The sequence below is a fragment of the Aeromicrobium sp. Root495 genome, assembly GCF_001426755.1.
Lineage (GTDB): Bacteria > Actinomycetota > Actinomycetes > Propionibacteriales > Nocardioidaceae > Aeromicrobium.
Window position 1 is genome coordinate 1882567 of the sequence record NZ_LMFJ01000001.1, and the last position, 24789, is coordinate 1907355.

The window sequence follows — 24789 nt, forward strand, 5'->3', positions numbered from 1 at the left end:
GGGTAGCCTCACGGGGTGCAGTCGACCGTCCCCACGAGCCCCTGGCCGCTGCTGCGACGCTCCGTCCGGCGTCACTGGCGCCGGCTCACGCCGGGCTACGTGCTGCTCGCCGTGTGGCAGCTGTGCGAGACGCTCGTCCCGGTCGCGATCGGCGTCGTGGTGGACCGCGGCATCGAGTCGGAGTCGACGAGCCGCTTCGTCACGTCGCTCCTGGTCCTGGTGGCGCTCATGTCCACGCTGGCCTTCTCGTACCGGTTCGGGAGCCGGTTCATCGTGCGCGCGCTCGAGGAGGAGTCACACCTCCTGCGCACCGAGATCGCGGGCCACGTGCTCCATCCTCGTGGGGCGAGGACCGACCAGCTCCCCGGCGAGGTCCTGTCGCTCGCGACGGGGGACGCCGAGCGAGTCGGCCAGGTCGTCTACCAGCTGGCGTACACGATCGCAGCGCTGCTGAGCGTCGTCATCGTGGCCGTGTACGTGCTGCAGGTCGACCTTGTCATCGGCCTGCTGATCCTCGTGGGCGTCCCCGCCGTCACGCTCGTCATCCAGGTCGTCACCCCGCTCGTGGCCAGGCGCAGCGAGCGTCAGCAGGAGAGCATCGCCACCGCCTCGGGTCTCGCCACGGACCTGCTGCACGGCCTGCGCCCTCTCAAGGGCATCGGTGGCGAGGACGTCGCGTTCGGTCGTTACCGCACGGTGAGTCGCCGGGCCCAGCACGACACCGTCTCCGTGGCCCGGTCGTGGGGCTATCTGGGCGGACTGACCACGCTGCTGTCGGGGCTGCTCCTGGCCGCCGTGGCCCTCGTGGCCGGTCAGGGCGCGCTCGACGGCGACCTCTCCCTCGGCGAGCTCATCGCCCTCGTGGGCCTCACCCAGTTCCTCGCCGAGCCCATCGCCCAGCTCGGCGAGGTCAGCGCCCAGTTCGGCGGGGCGTTCGGCTCGGCCCGCCGCATCTCGGCGTTCCTCGCCTCCCCTCGGCTCCAGCCGCCCGCCGACACCGCGTTGGCCGTCGACTCCACGGCACCGCGCCTCACCCTGGAGGACGTGCACAGCGGGCCGCTCGCCGGGCTGTCGGTCTCCGTGGCGCCCGACGAGATCCTCGCGCTGGTCGTCGACGACCCTGCCGTGGCCGACACGCTCATGACGCTGCTGCACGCCGAGACGTCCCCCGAGCACGGTCGGGTCTCGCTGGGGGACGTGGCGCTCGTGGACCTCGACGTGGACGACCGACGCAGGCACCTCGTGGTGAGCCCGCACAGCGCGCAGGTGCCGGCCGGGACGATCGGCACCACGATCGACCCCGGCGGCTCGCTCGGAGCGGACCGTCTCGAGCGGGTCCTGGCCGCAGCCGCCGCCGACGAGGTGGTGGCCCTGCACCCCGAAGGTCTCGAGCGCGTCGTCAGCGAGCGTGGGACGAGTCTCTCCGGCGGCCAGCGACAGCGACTAGCCCTCGCCCGGGCGCTGGCCACCGATGCGCCGGTGCTCGTGCTCCACGACCCCACGACGGCCATCGACTCCGTCACCGAGCAGGGGATCGCCGACGGCCTCCGCGACCTGCGGAACGGGCGGGCCACGCTCGTCCTCACGTCGTCGCCCGCGCTCCTGCAGGCGGCCGACCGTGTGGTCGTCGTGCACGGCGGACGCGTCGTGCTGACGGGCTCGCACGCCCAGCTGCTCGACGACCCCGGCTACCGCGAGGACGTGCTGCGATGAGCACGCTGCTCCCCACGGCCGACCGTCGCACGACCGCCCGACTTGCGTGGCGGCTCGTGCGCACCCGCCGCGTCCCGCTCGCGGCCACCTTCGTCACCTTCGCCGTCACCGGCCTCGCAGGACTCGTGCCGGTCTGGATGATCGGACGGATCATCGACGCCGTCCGCGAGGACAGCGGCACCGACGCCGTCGTGCGTGCCGTGGTGCTCATGGTGGTGGCAGGGGTGGTCGGTGCGCTGTCCACCGCAGCGTCCAACGCCGCGCTCGCCCTCGCCGCGGCCCCGGCCCTGGCCGAGCTGCGCGAGGAGGTCCTCGACCGGGCACTCCACCTCGACGTCGCGACCATCGAGCGAGCCGGCACCGGCGACGTCGTGGCCCGGGTCGGCGACGACGTCCGCAAGCTCACCGAGTCGCTCGACGAGGCGGTCCCCGCGCTGCTGGGCTCGGTCATGGCGGTGGGCTTCACCGCGGGCGGGCTCTTCGCTCTCGACTGGCGGCTCGGCCTGGCCGGGCTGGCCATCGTTCCCGCGTACGCGTCGTCGCTGCGCTGGTACCTGCCTCGGTCCGCACCGGTCTACGCCCAGGAGCGGATCTCGTCGGGCGCCCGGGCCGAGGCGCTCGTCGCCGGACTGGACAACGCCCCGACGCTGCGTGCCCTCGCCCGCGAGCGCGAGGCCCTCGCGAGCATCGAGAGCCGTTCCCGCGACACGGTCGAGGTCACGATGACGGTCTTCCGCCTCTACACGCGCTTCGGCTTCCGCGGGAACTACTCCGAGCTGCTCGGCCTGACGCTCGTGCTCACGGCGGGGTTCCTCATGGTGCGCTCGGGCGCCGGCACGGTGGGCGAGGCCACGACGGCCGCCCTGTTCTTCCACCGGCTGTTCAACCCCATCGGCGCACTGATGTACGTCTTCGACGAGATCCAGAGCAGCGGCGCGTCGCTCGCGCGCCTCGCCGGGGTGGCGGGGATGCCCGTACCTCCGGCGTCCGACCACGACGTGCACCCCCGGCCGGCCCTCGAGCTGCGAGGGGTGTCGCACTCCTACGAGCCGGGACGTCCGGTCCTCCACGACGTCGACCTCGTGGTGTCGCACGGCGAGCGGGTGGCGGTGGTGGGCGCCACCGGCGCCGGGAAGACGACCCTCGGTGCGATCGCCGCCGGCACCCTGCCCGTCGACCAGGGTGCGGTGCTCCTGGCGGGTCGTCCGCTGGGCGACCTGGACCCCGTGACGCTCAGGACGCACGTCGCCCTGGTCTCGCAGGAGGTGCACGTCTTTGCCGGCAGCATCGCCGACAACCTGCGTCTCGCCGACGGCTCGGCCCCGGACGAGGTGCTGTGGGACGCCGTCGCTCTCTGCGGCGCGGAACCCTGGGTCCGCGCGCTGCCCGACGGTCTCGACACCGCCGTGGGCTCGCTCGCGAACCCTCTGACGCCCGCCCAGGCACAACAGCTGGCCCTCGCCCGCGTGGTCCTGCGCGACCCCGACCTCGTGGTGCTGGACGAGGCGACGGCCGAGGCCGGCTCGTCCGGCGCGCGAGAGCTGGAGCAGGCCGCGCTCGCCGTCGTGGCCGGACGCAGCTCGATCGTCGTGGCCCACCGCCTCACGCAGGCGGTCTCGGCCGACCGCGTGGTCGTGATGCACGATGGCCGGATCGTCGAGCAGGGGACGCACGACGAGCTCGTCGCCGCCGAGGGCCGATACGCGGCCCTCTGGCAGGCCTGGTCCTCCCCCGCCTGACCCCTGGGCGGTGGACCCTCCACCGCGAGGACGCTCCCACGGTGGCAGGTCCACCGCCCGGCGGGGGCGGCGTGACAGGCTCAGGGCATGAGCGAGCTGCCCACCGCGTCCGTGACCCACACCGTGACCGCCGACGACACCGCCGCGGCCCTGGGCAGCGGCGACCTCGACGTCCTGGGCACGCCCCGTCTGCTCGCCTGGCTCGAGGAGGCGACGTGCGCGGCGCTCGACGTGCCGGCCACCCGCACGAGCGTCGGCACCCGTGTCGAGGTGGAGCACCTGGCCGCCAGTCCCGTCGGCGCCACCATCACCGCGACGGCCGAGCAGGTCTACGAGGACGGCCGCCTCGTGCGGTTCCGGGTGAGCGCCGTCGACGACCGTGGCACGCTCGTGGGCACCGGCGAGGTGCGTCGTGTGGTCGTGGACCGGGAGCGGTTTCTCTCCCGGCTGCGCCCTGTGGAAGAATGAACCGCATTCGTCCGAGGAGGAAACATGGGCAAGACCGGCCGCAAGCGTCGTGCGCGTCGCAAGAAGGGCGCGAACCACGGCAAGCGCCCCAACGCGTGAATCACTGAACACATGAGAAAGGCCCCGCTGAACAGCGGGGCCTTTCTTCATGTACGGGCTGGCGCGGTCAGCCGCTGCGCTTCTCGGTGATCTGCACCTGCACGGTGCGGATGGAGAAGAGCACCTTGTCGCGCAGGGGCTCGGGAGCGACCTCGGCGCACGAGCGCGAGACGAGCGTCTTCACGAGCCGCTCCAGGTCGTAGGCCGTCAGGCACGAGGAGCAGTCGTCGATGTGCGACTGGATCTCCTCACAGCTGGCCGTGTCGATCTCCTGGTCGAGGAAGAGGTACAGGTTCTCGAGCGCCTGGTTGCAGTCGGGACCTTCGCAGGGACTGGTCATGCCGGTCCACCTGCTCCCTGCACCGCCATGCCGCGATCGCGAGCGTAGTCCGACAGGAGCTCGCGGAGCTGACGACGACCGCGGTGCAGCCGTGACATCACGGTGCCGATCGGCGTCTCCATGATCTCGGCGATCTCCTTGTACGGGAATCCCTCGACGTCGGCGAGGTACACCGCGTACCGGAAGTCCTCGGGGAGCTGCTGGAGCGCGTCCTTCACGTCGGAGTCGGGAAGGTGCTCGAGCGCCTCCATCTCCGCAGACTTGAGGCCGCTCGAGGCGTGCGAGGACGCGGCGGCGATCTGCCAGTCCTCGATCTCGTCGGTGACCTGCTGCGGCTGACGCTGCTTCTTGCGGTAGGAGTTGATGTACGTGTTGGTGAGGATGCGGTACAGCCAGGCCTTGAGGTTGGTGCCCGGCTTGTACTGGTGGAACGCCGAGTACGCCTTGGCGTAGGTCTCCTGCACGAGGTCCTCGGCGTCCTGCGGGCTGCGGGTCATCCGCAGTCCGGCCGAGTACAGCTGGTTCAGGTACGGCAGCGCCTCGGTCTCGAACCGGAGCTGACGCTCCTCCGGGGTCTCGGTGTCGCGGTCGACCGCAGGGGTCTGCTCCGCATCGGTCTCAGGCGTGGTGTCCATCGTGGTCCAGACTACTCCGGACGTCTGACGGATGCCCGTCGTCGCGGGCCGTTCTGCACAAGCGAGCATGTGTGCCTCCTCACCGGTCACAACAGGAACCGGGGGGCGGCTATTCCGGCACGCGAGGTGGCGCTACTGCGCCGGAAGGGGCTCCATCAGGTGGGGGCCGTTGTTGCGCACGTTGTTGACGTCGGTGGCCACGGGCCACGCGGCGAGGCGGCCCGGCGCTGCGGGCACGAGGAGGTCGAGCAGCTCCTGCGTCTCGTGCGGGCGAGGGTCGAGCCAGGCATCCATGGCCTCGGGCTCCACGAGCAGCGGCATGCGGTCGTGCAGATGGCCGAGCGAGTCCTCCGCCGTGGTGGTGAGGATGGTGAACGTGACGAGCCAGGGATCGTCGGCGGAGGCCTTCCAGAACTCGTACAGCCCTGCCATGGCCAGCACAGAGCGGTCCTGGGGGGTGATGAAGAACGGCTGCTTGCGCGGCTTGCCCTTGGCGTCGACGTCGTCGGTGGAGTACCACTCGTAGTAGCCGTCGGCGGGCACGAGCGCACGCCGCCGGGCGAACGCCTTCTTGAACGACGGCTTCTCGGCCACCGTCTCGGAGCGGGCGTTGATGAGCCGGTTGCCGATGGAGCGGTCCTTGGCCCACGACGGCACGAGGCCCCACGTGGCGCTCGTCAGCTCGCGGTGCACGCCGTCGTCGTCGGCCCTGGCGAGCACGATGGGCGCCTGCTTGGTGGGCGCCATGTTGTAGTCGGGCTCAGGCTCCACGAAGTCGGGCGCCAGCCGGGCCGCGAAGGCCTGGTCGAGCTGGGCCGAGGTCCTGGAGGTCGCATACCGTCCGCACACCCGTCCAGGTTGGCACAGACCACCGACAACGGGTCGCCGGTCCGTCGGGCTCCCACCACCCGACGGGCCGGAGGGCCCTCCGTGCGGCCCCGCGGGCCCGCTGAGCTCCCACCACTCAGCGGACCTGCGCGGCCCTGCACCCCCCTGAGGTCTCGCCCTAGGTGGACAGCTCGGCCACGACCCGCACGGAGTCCTCGTAGTCGCCGGGCAGCTCCTCCACCCACAGGCGTGGCGACGGGACTCCTGCCGAGGTGCGCTGCACGAGCAGCCTGACCAGGGCGAGCGTCATGGCGTCGGCGCGCTCCCTGCGCACCAGCACCACGAAGCATCGTTCGTTGATCCGGGCGATGGTCTCCTCGCCCGGGAAGACCTCCCGCAGCACCTCCGCGACCTCGAGGGCGTGCAGGGCCCGCTCGAGGGAGGACGCTCCCGGCCCTGCCACGAGCTTGACCCCCACCAGGACGTGCGTGTCGGCGACGCGCACGCCCGCCATGTCGGCCTCACGATGGATCTCGCCGAGGCGGGACCGGAGATGGTGCGGTGACGCCAGGGTCGTGAGCTCGTCCTCGCACGTGATGCCGTGCGCGTGCTCCGTGACCCGCTCCGACCACGCGAGGCTCGCTGCGCGGACCACCTGGTGCCGCGGGCTGCCGCCGTACGCCTGCTCCACGAGGTCGAGGACCTCGTGGAGCGGGGCTCCCTGGTCGGCTGCACTCGCTCCCACCTCGTGTGCAACCGCCACGGCCGCCGACTCGCTCAGCAGGGGTAGATTTTCGATGCTGTGGCCATGTAGCCTATGCTCGTCCATCTGTGCCCCCTTCCCGTCGCGCCCGGTGTGTGGTTCGGTGCACAAGAGACGCCGCTACGGGCACGTCATGACGCGGTTGCCGAAACTTTTTCTGAGGTTCCTCGTTGATGGGCATGGAGGAGAGACCGTGAGCGATGCAGTGTCGGCCGTGGCCGACGAGTCAGACGCCCACCTGATCGCACAGGTCAGGTCGGGCAACACCGACGCCTATGGGCGTCTTTTCGATCGTCACCGCCAGGCTGCCCAGCGCCTGGCGGGCTCGCTGATCCACGGACCCGACGCCGACGACCTCGTGGCCGAGGCCTTCACGCGCCTGCTCGTGCTGCTGCAGGACGGCAAGGGCCCCGACGAGGCGTTCCGCGCCTACCTCCTCACCGCCATCCGCCGCCTCCACGTCGACCGCATCCGCGCCACCACGCGCACCCGTCCCACCGACGACGACACCACGTTCGACCGCGGCATCGACTTCGTCGACCCCGCCACCACGAGCTTCGAGAACCAGGCCGCTGCGTCGGCGTTCGCCTCCCTGCCCGAGCGCTGGCAGCTCGTGCTGTGGCACCTCGAGGTCGAGGGTCAGAAGCCCGCAGACATCGCCCCGCTGCTCGGCATGAGCGCCAACAGCGTCTCCGCCCTCGCCTACCGCGCCCGTGAGGGACTGCGCCAGGCCTACCTGCAGGGCCACCTCGCCGAGAACGTCGAGTCCGGCTGCCGGGTCATCACGCCCCTGCTCGGCGGATACGTGCGCCGCGGCCTGTCGGCCCGCGACACGTCCAAGGTGGAGGACCACCTCGACACGTGCCGGCGGTGCGCCGGCATCTACCTCGAGCTGGCCGAGGTCAACTCCAACCTCGGCGCGCTGCTGGCACCCGCGCTCCTCGGTGCGGCCGCGTCCGCCTACCTGAGCGGCACGAGCGCAGCCGCCGCAGCGGCCTCGGGCGCCGCTGCGTCGGGAGCGGCAGGAGCCGCCTCCAGCGGTGCGGCCTCCGGAGGTGCCGCCGCGTCCGGCGGCGCCGCGTCCGGGGGTGCCGCCGCGGCCGGCAGCGCAGCGAGCGGCGCCGCCGCCACGGGCAGCGTCGTCTCCGGTGCCGCGGCCACGGGCATCACGGCCGTCGGCAGCGCCGGCACGGTCGGCAGCGCCGCCGTCGTGGGCACGCTCGCCCAGACCGCCGCCATCCCGCTCAAGGCCATCGCGGCCACGGTGGGCGCGCACTCCGCGGTCTCCGCGGCCACGGTCGTGGCTGCGAGCGTGGCCACCACCACCGGCGTCGTCGTCATGCAGCACGAGCCCGGCCCCTCCACCGACACGGTCGCCACCGCGCCGAGCAGCACAGGACCGGCCGAGCTGCCCTCGCCGGCACCCAGCGCCAGCGCGTCGCCCGAGCCCAGTGCCACGGCCACCATGGATCCCCAGCCCACGCCGGAGCCCACGCCGGTGGAGACCCCCACGAGCGAGCCGGCCCCCACCACGTCCTCCGACGAGACCGCCGCCCCGGAGCCCACCGAGACCACTCCGCCGCCCCCGCCGGTACCGGTCACCACCGACTTCAGCATCGGTACGCCCGTCATCAGCAGCGACGGCACCCTCGGGCAGCGCCGCGTCGTGGTCCCGTTCACCGTGGCCACCACCGGCGACCTGCCCGCCACCACCGACGTCTCGGTGCGGGTCGACTTCGCCCGTACCGTCGTCTTCCGCGGCATCCCAGGAGGCGGGTGGAGCTGCACGGCTGAACGGGACCAGAGGGTCCAGACCCTCACCTGCTCGTCCTCCGTGCCCAGCGGCGCGTCGTTCGACTTCCCCTTCAAGGCCATCGGGCTGCTGCCCCGGGGCACGGTCACCATCTCCTCGGCCACCGACCCCGACCCGAGCGACGACTCCGCGGCGTTCGCCTCGGGCCTCTGGCTGCTCGGCTCCTAGCCCGGTCCGGGACGCTCGCGTTGTGGGACCGGGCCGACCTCGACACAATGCAGGTATGACCCTGCTGCGTACCGTCGCCCGCCCGATGCTTGCCTCCGTCTTCTTCGCGGGGGCGGCCAACGCCCTCAAGAACACGACGACGATCGCCCCCAAGGCGAAGCCGGTGGCCGACGCGATCTCCGGCGCCACGGGCCAGCCGGTCGCGCCCGCCACCCTCGTGCGGATCAACGCCGGCACCCAGCTCCTGGCAGCGGCCGGCCTGGCCACGGGCCGGGCACCGCGCCTGTCGGCCCTCGTGCTGGCCGGCTCGCTGGCTCCCACCACGGTGGTCGGCCACCAGTTCTGGAACCAGTCGGACCCCGTGGCGGCCAAGAACCAGCGTCTGCACTTCGTCAAGAACGTGTCGGTCATCGGCGGGCTGCTCATGGCCACCCTCGACCCGGACCCGCACAAGAAGTTCATCGGCACGCGCGCCAAGAACAAGGTCGTCGACGCCAAGGACAAGGTCGTCGACGAGATCAGCGACCTGCGCCGCTGACCGCTCGCTCGGCGGAGGTCGGGACAGCGCGCCGCTCGGCGATAGGGTGGCACCGATGACTGGACCGCTGCCGTGGCTCGCGCCGTACCGCGACACGCCTCTCGACGCCCGCGTGCTGGTCCCCAGCTCCAAGTCACTCACCAACCGTGCGCTGGTGCTCGCGGCCATCGCCGATGGCCCCTCCGTGGTGCGGCGTGCGCTCACCTCCCGGGACTCGGCCCTCATGGTCGCGGCCCTCGAGTCGCTGGGCGCCACGTTCGAGCGGGGCGGACCCGAGACCGGCCAGGCGTGGAGCATCCGTCCCCTCGGTGCCGTCGAGGGGACGGTGTCCGTCGACTGCGGCCTTGCGGGCACCGTCATGCGCTTCGTTCCCCCACTCGCCGCGCTGGGCACGGCCGACGTCGCGTTCGACGGCGACCCGAGGTCGCGCGAGCGGCCCATGGGCACCACCATCTCGACCCTGCGGGCCCTGGGCGTCGAGGTCGACGACGAGGGTCGCGGCAGCCTCCCGTTCACGGTGCGCGGCACGGGCTCGGTCACCGGTGGTGAGCTCACCGTCGACGCCTCGGCCTCGAGCCAGTTCGTCTCGGCGCTGCTCCTCGTGGCTCCTCGCTTCGAGCAGGGCCTCGACCTGCGGCACGTGGGGCCACCGTTGCCGTCCCTCCCCCACGTCGACATGACGGTCGCCGAGCTGCGCCGCCGCGGTGTGCAGGTCGACGACTCCCGGCCCGACCGCTGGGTGGTCTCGCCCGGCCCGGTGAAGGCCCTCGACGTCGAGATCGAGCCCGACCTCTCCAACGCCGGCGTCTTCATCGCGGCCGCCCTGGCCACCCGGGGACGCGTCACGGTGCGTGGCTGGCCCGAGCACACCCAGCAGGCCGGCGACGCCTGGCGCCGCCTCGTCCCGGCGTTCGGTGGCTACGTCGAGCGCGACGGCGACGACCTCGTCCTGGGCACGCAGGAGCCCCTGCGCGGGGTCGAGCTCGACCTGCACGACGTCGGCGAGCTCACCCCGGTGGTCGCGGCCCTCGCGGCGCTCGCCGAGGGTCCCTCGCGCCTCACCGGCGTGGCCCACCTGCGCGGCCACGAGACCGACCGCATCGCAGCGCTCGCCACCGAGATCAACCGGATGGGTGGCGACGTCACGGAGCTCGACGACGGGCTCGAGATCCGCCCCCGGCCCCTGCACGGTGAGATCTTCCGCACCTACGACGACCACCGCATGGCCCACGCCGCCGTCGTCCTGGCCCTCCGCGTGCCCGAGGTCTTCGTGGAGGACGTCTCCACCACGGTCAAGACCTACCCCAACTTCGCACCGGTGTGGGAGCGTCTGGTCTCGTGAGGAGCACCGACGACGACCACGCGGCCTTCGAGCGTCCGCAACGTCGCACGCGCCCCCGCACGAAGGACCGGCCCAGCTACGCCGACGCCGACATCGCCACGGTCATCACGATCGACCGGGGCCGTTACACGCTCGACGTCGACGGTCGCGTCGTCACCGCCATGAAGTCCCGGTCCATCGGCCGTCAAGGCGTCGTGGTGGGCGACGAGGTCAAGGTCGTGGGCGACGTCACCGGCACCCAGGGGTCGCTCGCCCGCATCGTCGAGGTCGAGCCCCGACGCAACGTGCTGCGCCGCACGGCCGACGACGACGACCCCATCGAGCGCGTCGTCGTGGCCAACGCCGACCAGCTGGTGGTCGTCACCGCCCTCGCGGACCCACCGCCGCGCGCGGGCCTCGTCGACCGCTGCCTCGTGGCCGCGTTCGACGCCGGCATGGACCCCGTCGTGTGCCTCACCAAGGCCGACCTCGGCGATCCCACCGAGATGCTCCACCTGCTCGAGCCGCTCGACGTGCGCACCGTCGTCACGCAGCGCGGCGGCGACCTCGACGAGATCCGTGCCGTGCTGGCCGGTCGCACGAGCGTGCTCGTGGGCCACAGCGGAGTCGGCAAGTCCACGCTCGTCAACGCGCTCGTCCCCGACGCGCACCGCACCACGAGCCACGTCAACGAGGTCACCGGCCGCGGTCGCCACACGTCGACGTCGGCCATGGTGCTGCAGCTCGAGGGTGGCGGCCGCATCGTCGACACCCCCGGCATCCGCTCGTTCGGTCTCGCCCACGTCGACGTCGACCACCTCATCCGAGCCTTCCCCGACCTGCAGGACGCCACCCGCGACTGCCCCCGCGGCTGCACCCACGCGGCCTCGGAGCCGGAGTGCGCCCTCGACCTCGCCGTGGCCGCCGGGACGCTGCGCCCCGACCGCGTCGAGTCCTTCCGGCGCATCCTCGCGAGCCGCGACCAGCTCGAGACCTACTGACGTCCCCCACCACTGGTGCCCGAGGCCGTAATCTGACGCCATGTCGCACTCCTGGAACGACGACGTCCGTCTGGCGCACGTGCTCGCCGACAGCGCCGACAACCTCTCGATGGACCGCTTCGGGGCCATCGACCTCCAGGTCTCCACCAAGCCCGACATGACCTACGTGACCGAGTCCGACGAGGCCGTCGAGGAGGCCATCCGACGCACCCTGCGCTCGGCCCGCACGCGCGACGTCGTGCTGGGCGAGGAGCACGGCGAGGTCGCCGGGTCCACCGGGTCGTCGGAGCGCCGCTGGATCGTCGACCCCATCGACGGGACGTCCAACTTCGTGCGGGGCGTCCCGGTGTGGGCCACGCTCATCGCGTTGGAGGAGGCCGGCGAGATCGTCATGGGTCTCGTGTCCGCGCCGGCTCTCGGGCGCCGCTGGTGGGCCTCCAAGGGTGGGGGCGCGTTCACCGGCAAGTCGTACATGCACGCGCGCGAGATCGCCGTGTCCCAGGTGAGCGACCTGGAGTCGGCGTCGTTCTCGTACAGCTCGCCCGGCGGGTGGGACGTCATCGGGAAGACCGAGGCCTTCGCGGCACTCGTGCGTCGCTGCTGGCGCACGCGGGCCTACGGCGACTTCTGGTCCTACATGCTTCTCGCCGAGGGAGCGGTCGACCTGGCCGCGGAGCCCGAGCTCAAGGTCTGGGACATGGCCGCGCTCGACATCATCGTGCGCGAGGCCGGCGGTCGGTTCACGGGGCTCGACGGTGCCGACGGCCCGTGGGGCGGCAACGCGTTGGCCACCAACGGACGCCTGCACGACGCCGCCATGGCGTACCTCAACCACTTCCCCGACGACGTCGTGGTCGACCCGTCGTGGCAGGACGAGCCCGAGGTCCCGCGCTCCAACGTGCTCGACTTCTCCCGCCCGTCCACCGACTACCCCTGAGGCGAGAGCCCACACCCTGACCACCGACCCGCCGCGTCCATCCGGACCGGCGGGTCACTCATGTCGGAAGGACTTTTATCCGATATATCGGAAAGGTATTGACGAACGATGCCTTTCCGATATATCGTCGAGTCATCGACATGATCGAGGCGGCCCACGGAAGATCCCGGAACCGCCTCCCGACTCTTCAGGAGAAACACCATGCGCAACAACGACTACTCCCCCAGGAACGACCGTCACCAGCGCGGACCGCGCCGCGGCGGATTCCCCTTCGGTCCCGAGCTCGACTGGGACCCCCGCGAGGCCGGCGGCCCGGGTCATCCCGGACGCCGACCCGGTCGTCGCGGCCGGGGTCGCGGCGGCGACGTGCGCGCCGCGGCCCTGCTGCTCCTCGCCGAGCAGCCCATGCACGGCTACCAGCTCATCCAGGACATCGCCGAGCGCAGCGAGGGACGGTGGACGCCCAGCCCGGGATCCATCTACCCCGTGCTGCAGCAGCTCGAGGACGAGGGTCTCGTCGAGTTCGAGCGGGTCGACGGTCGCAAGACCGCAACCCTCACCGACGACGGCCGCGAGCTCGTGGAGCAGCAGCGCGAGTCGCTGGGCACCCCGTGGGCCCCGCAGGCCGGCGAGGACCACCAGGACTACCGCGACCTCTCGGTCGCGCTCAAGACCTTCATCAGTGCCTGGAAGCAGGTCATGCGCGACGGGACCTCCGAGCAGCGCGAGAAGGCCACCGTCGTGGTGGACGACGCCCGCAAGGCGCTCTACCGCGTGCTCGCCGACGACGACGCGTAATCTCTCCGGATGACCTCGTCGCGTGAGTCCCGGCTCGCGATCCCCGACCACGAGCTGAGCTGGCGCTTCAGCCGGTCCTCCGGGGCCGGCGGCCAGCACGTCAACACCACCGACACCCGCGTGGAGCTGACGTGGGACCTCGCAGCCTCCGCCGCCCTCTCCCCCACCCAGAAGGAGAGGGCGGCGCGGCGTCTGCGAGGGCGCATGGTCGGCGACACGATCACCATCGCGTCCAGCACGTACCGCTCCCAGCACCGCAACCGCGAGGCCGCCAAGGTCCGGCTCGAGGAGCTCGTCGCGGCGGCCGTGGTGCCCGAGAAGTCCCGACGCGCCACCCGGCCCACGCGCGGCTCGGTGCAGCGTCGTCTCGACTCCAAGAAGCGCCGCTCCGACACCAAGCGCGGACGCCAGGGCGGCTGGGACTAGGCCGTCAGTCGGGCTGTTCCTCCTCGGACTCCTCGCCCTCCTCCCCGCTCGTCGGGCCGGCCCCCTCGCCGGGGTCCGCGCCCTCCACGCCCTGGGTGCCGGCCGGCTGGTCGGCCGTCGGGTGCCCGGGCACGTCCGGTGGCAACGTCGTGCCGGTGTCCTCGGGGACGCCCGGGCCGGGCGGGTCGTTCGGCACGCCCGGGTCGTCGGGCAGGACCTCCTCGCCCGCCTGCGGCTCGATGGGTCCGTCGGACTCGTTCGTCGATGTGTCCATGGGAGCCATGGTGCTTCGAGCGCGCGGCCGGCGCGAGTCGGAGCACCGGCCAGGCGGCGGGCCCCGGGCGGCCCGGTCGCCTAGGCTCGACCTTCATGAGCAGCCTGCGCCGTACCACCGCCTCGGCACTCGTGGCCCTCACCCTCGTGGCCGGCCTGGGAGCCTGCACCGGCAGCTCGAAGGACGCCGGGCCGAAGTCCTCCACCGGTGCGACGGCTCCTGCAGCGGACGACCCGGCGGCCGCCGCGCTCGCCGCGCTGGAGAAGCTTCCCGAGGTCGACCTGGCGAAGGTCCCCACACCCGAGCCCGCCGACGGCCTGGCGAGGTCCGAGATCGAGGGCTACGCAGGGCAGCTCCGAAGACTGCTCGCCGACTCGCTCGAGAACGAGAAGTGGTGGGACGCCGACCCGGGCCTCAAGACGGCCCGGTCGTTCTTGGCCGACGTCTCGCCCCAGACGCGTGAGCAGTACCTGACGTCGGTCGCCGATCGCAACGGCCAGAACCCGGCTTCGCAGTACCTCGTCTCCATCTTCGACGAGGACCACCAGCCCACCGGTCCGCCGCGGATCGTCAAGGCGACGTGGCGCACCGACCGCGTCGCACGCGACGACGGCTCCACGTATGAGCGCATCGCGCTGCAGGCCTATGCCGTGTACCGCGTGAAGGACCAGGACCAGCCGGTCGTCGTGCGCCGCTGGCTGCAGCTCTCGGGCGAGCCCGACGTCGCCGGGACGTGGCCGTCGCTCGCCAACTACACGCTCATCGACGGCGTCGACACCTGCACGCTCTACGAGCAGGGCACGTACGAGCCGGTGACCGCGGGCACCGCCGATGCCGAGAGCCTGCGCACGGTCCTGCGGGAGGCCAGGAGCAAGCAGTGGGTCGCCTTCGGGCTCCCCGACGCCGAGGACGCCAGCCCGGAGGAGAAGCGCTCCAGCTCGTGCGCCGACCGCGAGGACAGCTGACGCCACGTCAGTTAGTACACTGATCATGTGCCCCCTCATGATCGCGACCCGCTCTCCCTCGACGAGCAGATCTGCTTCGCCCTCGCCGTCGCCTCGCGCGACGTCGTCGCCGAGTACCGCACGGTGCTCGAGCCGCTCGGCCTGACGCACCCGCAGTACCTCGTGATGCTCGCGCTCTGGGAGCGCGACCGCGTGCCGCTGCGGGAGCTGGCCGACCGTCTGCACCTCGAGCCCGCCACCCTGTCGCCCCTGCTCAAGCGCCTGGAGTCGGCCGGGCTGCTCTCGCGCACGCGCAGCGAGGTCGACGACCGCGCGCTCTCCATCGTGCTCACCGACGACGGCCGCGCGCTGCGCCGCCGGGCGCTCGCCGTGCCGCCCACGATGGTCTCGCGGCTCGGTCTCGAGGCGGACGAGCTCGAGGAGCTCAACCGCGTCCTGCGAGGCCTCCTCGGCCGGATCGCCGACGGCCGGACCTCCGCGGTGCCCGCATGAGCACGCCCCGCGCCCAGCTCAACGCCGAGGAGACGGCCGCCATCGACCGGGTCCGTCGACGCGTCGCCGCCGTGGGCTTCTTCATGGTCGCCGTCCACGGCGTCATCGGGCTCATCGGCGTCGCGCACGTCGTGGAGGGCCAGGGCCGCAGCGACGACGCCGTGGTGCTCCTGGTGATGTCGGCGTTCGTCGCGCAGGTCATGGTCGCCGTGATGCGGCTCATCCTGGCTCACCGCCCCGTGGCTCCGCTGTGGGTCCTCATCGCCCTGCTGCCCACCGTGGCGGGCTGGTTCTGGGTCTTCTAGCCCCTTCTCGCTGTGGGATGCTCGGCCGCATGGACATCGACGTCGCCGCGACCGTGCTCCGCGTGGTGCTCGGCGTGACCTTCGTGCTGCACGGCTGGAACCACGGCTTCGGCGGCGGTGGCATCGAGGGCACCGCCGGGTGGTTCGAGAGCATCGGCCTCCGGCCGGCTCGGGTGCACGCGCTCGTCTCGACCTACCTGGAGATCGCGGCCGGCCTCGCCCTCGTCGTGGGGCTGTTCACGCCGCTGGCCGCGTCGGCGGCCATCGGCGTGATGCTCACGGCCTTCGTCACGGTGCACGCGCGCAACGGCTTCTTCATCTTCAAGGACGGCTACGAGTACGTGCTCGTCATCGTGGCCGCCCTCGTCGCGCTCGCCACGATCGGCCCGGGTCGGATGTCGCTCGACCACGCCCTGGGCACCCACTGGCACGGCTGGGAGGTCGGCGCCGGTGCGCTCGGGCTGGCCGTCGTCGGCACCGCCCTCATGCTCGTCGTGAGCTGGCGCCCGCCCCGCACCTGAGCGTCAAGCCCGTCCTCCCCCGTGTGGACGGGCGGTCGACCGGGAGGAGCCGCGCGACCACGGTGGGGTCATGGAATCTCTCGAGCGACCCATCACGACCGCCGACCACCTCGACGCCGCGTGGCGCGAGCTCGCCGGCCCCTGGGGCTTCAGCATCGCCCGGGTGTGGGTGCTCCTCATCGAGCCGGAGGGAACACTGGCGCACATCATGGACGTGAACGACGAGAAGGACGACCAACGGCCCGACGACGTCATGATGGCCAACCTCGTGCGGGTGCTCACCGAGGTCATGGCCACGTCGGTGCCGGAGGGCTCGGTCGCCGTGATGCGGGCCCGCCCGGGTCCGCCGGCCACCCGCCCGCTCGACGACGCCTGGTGCGCCGCCCTGCACCGCGCGCTGCGGTCGGCGCCGTTCAGGACGTGGCCGGTCTATTTCGCCACCGACACCACGGTCGGCCCCGCCTCCCCCGACGCCCTCCTCGACCGCACAGCCGGCTGAGCCCGCCGGCTCAGGGAGCCGTCTGGGGTGTCGTGCCGTAGCGCTGCTCCACGAACGCCGCGAGGCGTCCGCTCAAGGCCGCCAGCGCGTCGGCCGCGTGGTGCTCGGGCGACCACGCGGCATGCAGGTGGATGGACAGCCGCTGCCTCCCGCTCGTGAGCGGGACCGTCACCAGCCCGAACCGTGGGTCGTCGGTCACCACGGCCACCCCGCGACCGGCTGCCGCGAGGGCCTGCGCCACCCGCGGGTGGGTCGCCTCCACGAGCTCACCGGCCACGAGCCCGCGCTCCCCCAGCGCCATGTCCAGGATCTGCCGGGCGGCGAACTCGGGGGCCAGGACGATCACCGGCTCCGACACGAGCTCGACGACGTCGAGCGTCGTACGCGGGGCCCAGTCGTGATCCTCCGGGACGGACGCCCAGAGCGGGAGCGTCGCGATCGGGACGCTGTGCACCCCGGGCGGGGGCGGTGTCGTGAGCACCACGACGTCGGCGCCCTGCTGCAGCTGCTCGACGCTCGTGTGCCGCCTGCTCTCCACGAGGCTGGGCAGCGGGTCGTCCGGCCCGAGGGTCGCCACGAACGGCGCCAGGACGTCGATCACCGTGGTGCTCGGCGCGCTGATGGCGACCCGTTCGAGGTGGCCGGTGGCGAGACGGCGGGCCGCCTGCTCCACCGCGTCGGCCCCGAGCAGCACCTCACGGGCGCGCGGCAGCAGCTCCCGGCCCGCGGCGCTCAGCCGGAGGCGCCCACCGTCGCGGTCGAAGAGTCGCACGCCGAGGCGTCGCTCCAGCGCCTGGAGCTGTCGGGAGACCACCGGCTGGGTCACGTGCACCCGCTCGGCGGCGGCACTGACCGACCCGGTCTCGACCACGGCGACGAAGTAGCGCAGCGTCCTCAGCTCCATGCTTCGTGAGCATACCGTGACGGGACTTCTGGTATTGGACGAGCATGGAACGGGAGAGGACGATGGGCTCATGACGTCTGTCGAGCAGTCCCGCCATCTCGCCACCGCGATCCCGGGCCCCCGGTCCACCGAGCTCATGGCCCGCAAGGTCGCGACGGTCTCCTCCGGCGTGGCCACGACCATGCCGGTCTTCGCCGCGCGCGCGGCCGGCGGGATCGTCGAGGACGTCGACGGCAACCGCTTCATCGACCTCGGTTCGGGCATCGCCGTCACCACCGTCGGCAACAGCGCTCCGCGCGTGGTGGCCGCGGTCCAGGCCCAGGTCGAGGCGTTCACCCACACGTGCTTCATGGTCACGCCGTACGAGGGCTACCTCGAGGTGGCCGAGCACCTCGCCCGCCTCACCCCGGGCGACTTCGAGAAGCGCTCGGCCCTCTTCAACTCCGGCTCCGAGGCCGTCGAGAACGCGGTCAAGATCGCCCGCAAGCACACGGGCAAGGACGCCGTCGTCGTCTTCGACCACGCATACCACGGCCGCACCAACCTCACGATGGCCATGACGGCCAAGAACATGCCGTACAAGGACGGGTTCGGCCCGTTCGCCGGCGAGGTCTACCGCGCACCCATGTCCTACCCGTACCGGGATGCCAAGGACATGGACGGCGAGCTCGCGGCCCGTCGGGCCATCAGCCAGGTGGAGGCGCAGGTGGGCGCCCAGAACCTCGCCGCCGTGGTCATCGAGCCGGTGCAGGGCGAGGGCGGCTTCATCGTCCCGGCCGACGGGTTCCTGTCGGCCCTCGTGGAGTGGTGCCACGCCAACGACGTGGTCTTCATCGCCGACGAGGTCCAGTCGGGCTTCGCGCGCACCGGGCGGATGTTCGCCGTCGAGCACGAGGGCGTCGTGCCCGACCTCGTGGTGTCGGCCAAGGGCATCGCCGGCGGCCTACCCCTCGCCGCGGTCACGGGCCGCGCCGAGATCATGGATGCCGTCCACCCCGGCGGGCTCGGCGGCACCTACGGCGGCAACCCGCTCGCCTGCGCCGCCGCGATCGCCGTCATCGAGACCATCGAGCAGGACGGCCTCGTCGAACGGGCGCAGCAGGTGGAGCGCGTCTTCCTGGACCGTCTGCACCGGCTCCAGGCCGACGACGACCGCGTCGGCGACGTCCGTGGACGAGGAGCCATGATCGCCGTCGAGCTGGTCCGCTCCGGCACCGACGAGCCCGACCCGGCCCTGGCCAAGGCGGTCGCCGCAGCGGCCCACGCCCAGGGCGTCATCGTGCTCACGTGCGGCACCTACGGCAACGTCCTGCGGTTCCTGCCCCCGCTCTCCATCAGCGACGACCTCCTCACCGAGGGTCTCGACGTGCTCGTGGCCATCTTCGGGGAGAGCCGATGAGCAGCGACCTCGTCCTGGTCGGCGGGACCTGGGGCCCCGGCGAGCACGGGACGTTCGTCGTGGACGACCCCGCCACGACGGAGCCCGTCGCGGAGGTCGCCGACGGTGGAGCCTCCGACGCCCTCCGCGCCGTTGACGCCGCCGCTGCGGCGCTCGACCCGTGGCGGCGCCTCGCCCCCCGCACCCGCTCCGACGTGCTGCGCCGGACCTTCGAGCTCATGCACCGCGACGTCGACGAGCTGGCCGCCCTCATCAGCAGCGAGAACGGCAAGTCGCTCGCCGACGCCCGCGCCGAGGTGGTCTATGCCGCCGAGTTCTTCCGCTGGTTCAGCGAGGAGGCCGTGCGCACCTCGGGCACGTACGGCGAGGCACCCGCGGGTGGCGCCCGCACGCTCGTGACGCACCGGCCCGTGGGCGTCGCGGCTCTGGTCACGCCCTGGAACTTCCCCGCCGCCATGGCCACCCGCAAGATCGCGCCCGCTCTGGCTGCCGGCTGCACCGTCGTGCTCAAGCCCGCCGCGGAGACGCCCCTCACGACGTTCGCGGTCGCGCGACTGCTGCAGGAGGCCGGGCTGCCCGACGGCGTCGTGAACATCGTCCCCACGACGCGCGCGGCAGAGGTCGTGACGACGTGGCTCGAGGACCCGCGCGTCCGGCTCATCTCCTTCACCGGTTCCACGGCCGTCGGCAAGCAGCTCATGAAGCAGGCTGCGGACCGGGTGCTCGTCTCGGCCATGGAGCTCGGCGGGAACGCCCCCTTCGTCGTGTGCGACGACGCCGACCTCGACGCCGCAGTCGACGGCGCCATGATCGCCAAGCTCCGCGGAGGCGGCCAGGCCTGCACGGCGGCCAACCGCTTCTACGTGCACGCCGACGTGGCCGAGGAGTTCGCCCGACGTCTCGGCGGACGGGTCGAGGCGCTCACGGTGGGAGCAGCCTCCGACGGCTCCGACATCGGCCCGCTCGTCTCGCAGAAGGCCGTCGACGACATCACCGCCAAGCTCGAGGAGGCGGTCGCCGCCGGTGCCCGCGTGGCGTACCGCGCGGAGCTGCCGGCCGACGCCAAGGGCTACTTCCTGGCGCCCCAGGTGCTTCTCGACGTCGCCGCCGACGCCCGCATCGTGACCGAGGAGATCTTCGGTCCCGTGGCGCCCGTCGTCACGTGGACCGACGAGGCGGCGATGCTCGCCGAGGTGAACGCGAGCGAGCTGGGCCTCGCGGCCTACGTCTTCAGCCGCGACCTCCAGCGCGCCATCCGGCTGGGCGAGGAGATCGAGGCCGGCATGATCGGCGTCAATCGCGGCATCGTCTCCGACCCGTCAGCACCCTTCGGTGGCATGAAGCAGTCCGGCCTCGGCCGCGAAGGGGCCCGCGAGGGTCTCGAGGAGTTCACCGAGACGCAGTACCTCAGCATCGCCTGGTAGCTCATCCTCCAGATCTGCGCCGTGGTCGACCGAGTCGCGCACGCGCTTCGGCCGATCGCAGCGCAGATCTGGAGGTACGGGTCAGTCGGCGACGTAGAAGAGGCGCTTGTTGACGAACTCGTCCATGCCGAGGGGGCCGAGCTCGCGGCCGAAGCCGGAGCGCTTGACGCCACCGAACGGCATCTCGGCACCCTCGCCGGCGATCTGGTTGACGGCCGACATGCCCACCTCGAGGCGCTGCGCGAGCTTCTCGGCCCGAGCCTCGTCCTTGGCGAACACCGAGCCGCCCAGGCCGTACTGCGTGTCGTTGGCCAGCGCGAGCGCCTCCTCGTCGGACTCCACCTTGTAGACCACGGCCACGGGGCCGAAGAGCTCCTCGGCATAGGCGCGCATCTCCTTCGTGATGCCCGTCAGGACGGCGGGCGAGAAGTACGCGGCCGGGCCCTCCCCCAGCACGCCACCGGCGTGGAGCGTGGCGCCCTTGGAGACGGCGTCCTTCACCTGCTCGTCGAGGGCCTCGGCGGCCTTGCGCGACGACAAGGGCGAGTACTCCTCGACGGCCTTGGCCTTCTCGGTGATCTTGGCGACGAAGTCGTCGTAGACGTCGGCGTGCACGATCATGCGCTTGTTGGCGTTGCACACCTGGCCCGCGTTGTAGGTGCGGAAGTCCCAGGCGTCCCCCACCACCGAGTCGAGGTCGTCGGTGTCGAGCACGATCATGGGGTCGTTGCCGCCCAGCTCGAGCACGCACTTCTTGAGGTTCTTGCCGGCGAGAGCCGCCACCACGGCGCCGGCCCGCTCCGACCCCGTGAGCGAGACGCCCTGGACGCGCGGGTCGGCGATGATCGTCTCGACCTGCTCGTGGTTCGCGAAGACGTTCACGTAGGCACCCTCCGGCACGCCGGCGTCCTTGAGGATCTGCTCCACGGCGAGCGCCGAGCCGGGCACGGACTCCGCGTGCTTGAGGATGATCGTGTTGCCCAGCATGAGGTTGGGAGCCGCGAAGCGGGCGATCTGGTAGTACGGGAAGTTCCAGGGCATGATGCCGAGCAGCGACCCCACGGGCAGCTTCTGCACCATGGCCCGTCCGCCGGAGAAGCTCTTGATGGGCTGGTCGGCCGCGAGGCCCGGACCCTCGGTGGCGAAGTAGTCGAAGATCGACTGTGCGAACTCGGCCTCCTCCACGCCCTCGGCATGGGCCTTGCCCATGTCGCGCTGCGCGATGCCGGCCAGCTCCTCCTTGCGCTCCCCGAAGAGGTCGGCGACCCGGTGCACGATCTTCGCGCGCTCCTCGATGGGGACGTCCCTCCACGTCGTGAACGCGGCGTGCGACGCTGCGAGCGCCGCCTCGATCTCGGCGTCGGTGGCGGTGTCGAACGTCTGCACGACCTCACCGGTGGACGGGTCGGTCACCTGGTACGTGGGGCTGGTCATGAGCACTCCCTTGCTGGTTGTGACGGGGACTGGGGTCAGCGGACGGTCTCTGCGTCGCCTGCGATGCGCTGGGCGATCCAGATCGGGACGATGGACACCACGATCAGCATGACGGCCACGACGGCCACGACCGGCGCCTGGTTGGGTCGGAACAGGTTGTTGAGGATCCAGATGGGCAGCGTGGTGGTGCCCGAGCCCGCCGTGAAGGTGGTCACGATGATCTCGTCGAAGCTCAGCGCGAAGGCGAGGAGACCGCCCGCCAGGAGCGCGGAGCGCAGCTGCGGGAAGGTCACGAGGCGGAACGTCGTCCAGACGCCGGCACCGAGGTCGGCCGAGGCCTCCTCGAGGTTGCCGCCCATGCGTCGGAGCCGGGCGATGACGTTGTTGAAGACCGTGACGATGCAGAACGTCGCGTGGGCGACGACGACCGTCATGATCGACAGCTGCACGCCGAGGATCCCGCGGAACGCATTGTTGAGCGCGATGCCGGTCACGATGCCGGGCAGCGCGATCGGCAGGATCACCAGGAGGTTGACGGTGTTCTTGCCGAAGAAGCTGAACCGCTGCAGTGCGAACGCCATGAGCGTGCCCAGGAGCAGCGCCACCGCCGTGGAGGCGAGCGCCACCTGGACGCTCGTCAGGACCGCGTCGCGGGCTCCGTCGCTGTGGAACGCCCGCACCCACCACTTCGTGGTGAAGCCCTCGGGCGGCCACGTCATGGAGGGGTCCTGGTTGAAGGAGTTCACCACCACGACGAGGAGCGGCGCGTACATCAGCACCAGCACGAGGCCGGTGAGCACCGCGAGGACGCGGCGGGTGAGGGGGCTGAGTGTCACGGGAGACTCCTGCTCACAGGTTGTCCAGCGCGCCGGTACGTCGCACCGCGGCGAGGTAGCCGAGCATGATGATGATCGGGACGAGGGCGATGGCCGCGGCGAGCGGAAGGTTGTTCGCCGCGCCGACGTTCGTGAAGACGAGGTTGCCGAGCATCTGGTTGGCGCCGCCCACGATGTTGACGCTGATGTAGTCGCCCAGCGTCAGCGAGAAGCTGAAGATCGAGCCGGCGATGACCGACGGCAGGAGCAGCGGGAGCACGACGGTGCGCAACGTCGTCGACGTCGAGGCACCCAGGTCGCCGGCGGCCTCCACGAGGGAGTCGGGCACGCGCTCCATGCCCGCGAAGATCGGCAGGATCACGTAGGGCAGCCAGATGTAGGCCTGCGTGAGCACCACCGCGGTCAGCCCGTAACCGGGGCTTCCCCCGCCGAACGGGTTGAGCACCCAGTCCACGAGACCGCCCTCGCTCAGCAGCGAGCGCCAGGCGAAGGCCTTCACGAGGTAGCTGGCCCACAGCGGGGTGAGCACCGCCACGACGAGGAGGCGTCGGGCCCGAGGACTCGCCACCTTGCCCATGTAGAAGGCGATGGGCAGCGCGATGACGACGTCGATGACCGTCACCATGAGGGCGACGCCGATCGTGCGCAGCGTGACCGTGCGGTAGAGCGACTCGGTCGCGATCTCCTTGATGTTGGCGAACGTCAGGGACTTGCTGATCTCGCCGGTGAAGCTGTCGACCGACCACAGCGCCGTGAGCAGCAGCGCGGCGAGCGCCACCACGTACACGAGCACGAGCCACGCGAGCGGCGCGGTGAGCAGCAGCGTGAGCCGGGCCCAGGCGTGGGTCGAGAGGAACGAGCCGATCCGGCGCACCGGGCCACCGGTGGCCCCCGCGCGGGGAGCCACCGGTGCCGGTGCGTGCGTGGACTGGGACAAGGTCAGCCCTTGATCTCGGTCCAGGCCTTGGTCCAGGCCGAGTAGTCCGTGCACTTCACGTCGGTCCGGCCGTCGAGGCACTCCGCGATGGGCGTGCGCCAGTACCAGATCTTGTCCGAGAAGGCCTTGTCGCCGGCGTGGTAGGTCTCGCAGAAGCCCTCGCTGGCGTACTGGCAGGCCTCGTCGCTGTTGGGCGACTCACCGAAGTACTCGGTGGCCTCGGCGTTGACCTTCGGGTCCTCGATGTAGTTCAGCCAGGCGTAGCCGCAGTTCGGGTTCTTGGCCTTGGACGAGATCATCCAGGTGTCGTTCCAGCCGGTGATGCCCTCCTCGGGGATCGTGACCTTCACGTTGGGCTTGTCGACCGTGTTGGCGATGACCTGCCACGTGGTGCCCACGACGGAGTCGCCGGTCTTGAACGCCGACGCCTCCTTGAGGTAGTCCGACCAGTACTCGCCCACGTTGGCGCGCTGGTCCTTGAGCAGCTTCACGGCCGCGGCCAGCTGCTTCTCGTCGAGCGCGTACGGGTTCTTGATGCCGAGGTCGGGCTGCTTGGCCATGAGGTACATCGCGGCGTCGGCGATGTAGATCGGCGAGTCGTACGCCGTGACCTTGCCCTTGTACTTGCTCGACTTGTCGAAGACGACGTCCCAGGACTTCGGCTCCTCCTTGACGACGTCGGAGTTGTACATGAGCAGGTTGGCGCCGTAGCCGTGCGGGACGCCGTAGTTCTTGCCGTCGACCGTGTTCCACTCCTGGTCCTTGAGGAAGTCGTAGACCTTCTCGTAGTTGGGGACCAGGTCGGTGTTCACCTCGGCGGCCTGCTTGGCCGCGATCATGCGCAGCGTGAGGTCGCCCGAGGCCACCACGACGTCGTAGTCGCCGGACTTGGCCAAGTTGAAGGCCTCGTCGGACGTTCCGTAGACCTTGGTGGTCACCTTGCAGCCCGTGGTCTTGGTGAAGTCGGAGACCCAGTCGACCTTGGGGTCGTTGCTGCCGTCCTCGACGTAGCCGGGCCACGCGAGGATCGAGACCTGACCCTCCTTCTTGCCGAGCTTCGTGGGTGCTCCGGTCTCCTCGGCATCGTCTCCGCCGCCGCAGCCGGCGAGCGCGAGGCTGCAGGTCAGGGCGGCAGCGGCGAGGGCGCCGAACCTGCCGGTTCTGGTCTTCAGGGTCATCGCGATCCTTCTCCTGGTGATGGGTGGTGCAGTG

Annotated in this window: 28 protein-coding genes; 18 read left to right on the top strand and 10 right to left on the bottom strand. The window is 71.4% G+C overall.

Annotation, left to right across the window (positions count from 1 at the left end; all coding sequences use genetic code 11):
* The first annotated feature begins 15 nt into the window (after positions 1–15).
* From ASD11_RS09370 to ASD11_RS18930, 4 genes are all read left to right on the top strand, one after another.
* A complete protein-coding gene (locus ASD11_RS09370; protein ID WP_056286266.1) occupies positions 16–1713 on the top strand; it encodes an ABC transporter transmembrane domain-containing protein in 1698 nt (565 codons plus the stop codon).
* Positions 1710–3452 carry an ABC transporter ATP-binding protein gene (locus ASD11_RS09375; RefSeq protein ID WP_056286270.1) on the top strand — a complete coding sequence of 581 codons (1743 nt, stop codon included), beginning with the start codon at positions 1710–1712 and terminating at the stop codon, positions 3450–3452. Before ASD11_RS09370 ends, ASD11_RS09375 begins: the two co-directional genes overlap by 4 nt.
* Positions 3453–3539: 87 nt before the next feature.
* Positions 3540–3920, top strand: a complete 381-nt coding sequence (locus tag ASD11_RS09380) for a thioesterase family protein (RefSeq protein ID WP_056286272.1) — start codon at positions 3540–3542, stop codon at positions 3918–3920.
* Between the two features lie 24 nt (positions 3921–3944).
* On the top strand, positions 3945–4019 hold the full coding sequence (locus ASD11_RS18930) for a 50S ribosomal protein bL37 (protein ID WP_369797015.1): 75 nt from the start codon (positions 3945–3947) through the stop codon (positions 4017–4019).
* A 67-nt stretch (positions 4020–4086) separates the two neighbouring features.
* Here ASD11_RS18930 and rsrA read toward each other — a convergent pair whose 3' ends face one another.
* The 4 genes from rsrA to ASD11_RS18115 all read right to left on the bottom strand — a co-directional run bounded on the left by rsrA (position 4087) and on the right by ASD11_RS18115 (position 6585).
* A complete protein-coding gene (gene rsrA, locus ASD11_RS09385; protein WP_056286275.1) occupies positions 4087–4359 on the bottom strand; it encodes a mycothiol system anti-sigma-R factor in 273 nt (90 codons plus the stop codon).
* Complete coding sequence (locus ASD11_RS09390) at positions 4356–4994, bottom strand: sigma-70 family RNA polymerase sigma factor (protein WP_056286278.1); 639 nt, start codon at positions 4992–4994, stop codon at positions 4356–4358. The genes rsrA and ASD11_RS09390 overlap by 4 nt, the downstream gene beginning before the upstream one ends.
* Positions 4995–5126: 132 nt before the next feature.
* A complete protein-coding gene (locus ASD11_RS09395) occupies positions 5127–5843 on the bottom strand; it encodes an SOS response-associated peptidase (protein ID WP_056286281.1) in 717 nt (238 codons plus the stop codon).
* Between the two features lie 157 nt (positions 5844–6000).
* Entirely contained in the window at positions 6001–6585 is a 585-nt protein-coding gene (locus tag ASD11_RS18115) for a hypothetical protein (protein ID WP_156464658.1), read from the bottom strand.
* A 193-nt stretch (positions 6586–6778) separates the two neighbouring features.
* Here ASD11_RS18115 and ASD11_RS09405 point away from each other — a divergent pair, with 193 nt between their 5' ends.
* From ASD11_RS09405 to arfB, 7 genes are all read left to right on the top strand, one after another.
* Positions 6779–8566, top strand: a complete 1788-nt coding sequence (locus ASD11_RS09405; protein ID WP_162246473.1) for a sigma-70 family RNA polymerase sigma factor — start codon at positions 6779–6781, stop codon at positions 8564–8566.
* 55 nt (positions 8567–8621) lie between these two features.
* The gene (locus tag ASD11_RS09410; protein ID WP_056286287.1) at positions 8622–9104 is read left to right on the top strand and encodes a DoxX family protein; all 483 of its coding nucleotides are present in this window, start codon (positions 8622–8624) and stop codon (positions 9102–9104) included.
* Positions 9105–9159: 55 nt separating this feature from the next.
* A complete protein-coding gene (gene aroA / locus ASD11_RS09415; RefSeq protein WP_056286291.1) occupies positions 9160–10446 on the top strand; it encodes a 3-phosphoshikimate 1-carboxyvinyltransferase in 1287 nt (428 codons plus the stop codon).
* On the top strand, positions 10443–11426 hold the full coding sequence (gene rsgA, locus ASD11_RS09420) for a ribosome small subunit-dependent GTPase A (protein WP_156464660.1): 984 nt from the start codon (positions 10443–10445) through the stop codon (positions 11424–11426). The genes aroA and rsgA overlap by 4 nt, the downstream gene beginning before the upstream one ends.
* 40 nt (positions 11427–11466) lie before the next feature.
* Positions 11467–12363 (top strand): inositol monophosphatase family protein, encoded by an 897-nt coding sequence (locus ASD11_RS09425; RefSeq protein ID WP_056286297.1) that lies wholly within the window; start codon positions 11467–11469, stop codon positions 12361–12363.
* A 201-nt stretch (positions 12364–12564) separates the two neighbouring features.
* Positions 12565–13161, top strand: a complete 597-nt coding sequence (locus ASD11_RS09430; RefSeq protein WP_056286300.1) for a PadR family transcriptional regulator — start codon at positions 12565–12567, stop codon at positions 13159–13161.
* Positions 13162–13170: 9 nt separating this feature from the next.
* Positions 13171–13587, top strand: coding sequence for an alternative ribosome rescue aminoacyl-tRNA hydrolase ArfB (gene arfB, locus ASD11_RS09435; protein ID WP_056286303.1), 417 nt, complete (start codon positions 13171–13173; stop codon positions 13585–13587).
* Positions 13588–13591: 4 nt separating this feature from the next.
* On the opposite strand, the gene ASD11_RS09440 is transcribed toward arfB, so the two are convergent.
* The gene (locus ASD11_RS09440; protein ID WP_156464661.1) at positions 13592–13861 is read right to left on the bottom strand and encodes a hypothetical protein; all 270 of its coding nucleotides are present in this window, start codon (positions 13859–13861) and stop codon (positions 13592–13594) included.
* Positions 13862–13956: 95 nt separating this feature from the next.
* Between ASD11_RS09440 and ASD11_RS09445 the strand changes: the two genes are divergently transcribed.
* The 5 genes from ASD11_RS09445 to ASD11_RS09465 all read left to right on the top strand — a co-directional run bounded on the left by ASD11_RS09445 (position 13957) and on the right by ASD11_RS09465 (position 16643).
* Positions 13957–14826, top strand: coding sequence for a hypothetical protein (locus tag ASD11_RS09445; RefSeq protein ID WP_056286308.1), 870 nt, complete (start codon positions 13957–13959; stop codon positions 14824–14826).
* Between the two features lie 27 nt (positions 14827–14853).
* Positions 14854–15318: a MarR family winged helix-turn-helix transcriptional regulator gene (locus tag ASD11_RS09450; protein WP_056286312.1), complete on the top strand. Its 465-nt coding sequence runs from the start codon at positions 14854–14856 to the stop codon at positions 15316–15318.
* On the top strand, positions 15315–15623 hold the full coding sequence (locus tag ASD11_RS09455; RefSeq protein WP_056286316.1) for a hypothetical protein: 309 nt from the start codon (positions 15315–15317) through the stop codon (positions 15621–15623). The genes ASD11_RS09450 and ASD11_RS09455 overlap by 4 nt, the downstream gene beginning before the upstream one ends.
* A gap of 29 nt (positions 15624–15652) precedes the next feature.
* Positions 15653–16144 (top strand): DoxX family protein, encoded by a 492-nt coding sequence (locus ASD11_RS09460; RefSeq protein ID WP_156464662.1) that lies wholly within the window; start codon positions 15653–15655, stop codon positions 16142–16144.
* Between the two features lie 70 nt (positions 16145–16214).
* Positions 16215–16643: a hypothetical protein gene (locus ASD11_RS09465; protein ID WP_056286321.1), complete on the top strand. Its 429-nt coding sequence runs from the start codon at positions 16215–16217 to the stop codon at positions 16641–16643.
* A gap of 10 nt (positions 16644–16653) precedes the next feature.
* Here the strand turns inward: ASD11_RS09465 and ASD11_RS09470 are convergent, their stop codons facing one another.
* Complete coding sequence (locus ASD11_RS09470) at positions 16654–17547, bottom strand: LysR family transcriptional regulator (protein WP_056286322.1); 894 nt, start codon at positions 17545–17547, stop codon at positions 16654–16656.
* A gap of 70 nt (positions 17548–17617) precedes the next feature.
* On the opposite strand from ASD11_RS09470, the gene gabT reads away from it, so the two are divergent.
* Both gabT and ASD11_RS09480 read left to right on the top strand, forming a co-directional pair.
* Complete coding sequence (gene gabT / locus ASD11_RS09475) at positions 17618–18946, top strand: 4-aminobutyrate--2-oxoglutarate transaminase (protein ID WP_056286326.1); 1329 nt, start codon at positions 17618–17620, stop codon at positions 18944–18946.
* Positions 18943–20370, top strand: coding sequence for an NAD-dependent succinate-semialdehyde dehydrogenase (locus tag ASD11_RS09480; protein ID WP_056286328.1), 1428 nt, complete (start codon positions 18943–18945; stop codon positions 20368–20370). Before gabT ends, ASD11_RS09480 begins: the two co-directional genes overlap by 4 nt.
* A gap of 81 nt (positions 20371–20451) precedes the next feature.
* Here the strand turns inward: ASD11_RS09480 and ASD11_RS09485 are convergent, their stop codons facing one another.
* Genes ASD11_RS09485 through ASD11_RS09500 form a run of 4 tightly spaced genes read right to left on the bottom strand, consistent with a single transcriptional unit; the run spans position 20452 to position 24755 of the window.
* On the bottom strand, positions 20452–21804 hold the full coding sequence (locus tag ASD11_RS09485; protein ID WP_056286331.1) for an NAD-dependent succinate-semialdehyde dehydrogenase: 1353 nt from the start codon (positions 21802–21804) through the stop codon (positions 20452–20454).
* A gap of 35 nt (positions 21805–21839) precedes the next feature.
* Entirely contained in the window at positions 21840–22640 is an 801-nt protein-coding gene (locus ASD11_RS09490) for an ABC transporter permease (RefSeq protein WP_056286334.1), read from the bottom strand.
* Between the two features lie 13 nt (positions 22641–22653).
* Complete coding sequence (locus ASD11_RS09495; protein ID WP_235503282.1) at positions 22654–23577, bottom strand: ABC transporter permease; 924 nt, start codon at positions 23575–23577, stop codon at positions 22654–22656.
* Between the two features lie 2 nt (positions 23578–23579).
* Entirely contained in the window at positions 23580–24755 is a 1176-nt protein-coding gene (locus ASD11_RS09500; RefSeq protein WP_056286338.1) for an ABC transporter substrate-binding protein, read from the bottom strand.
* Positions 24756–24789: the final 34 nt, after the last annotated feature.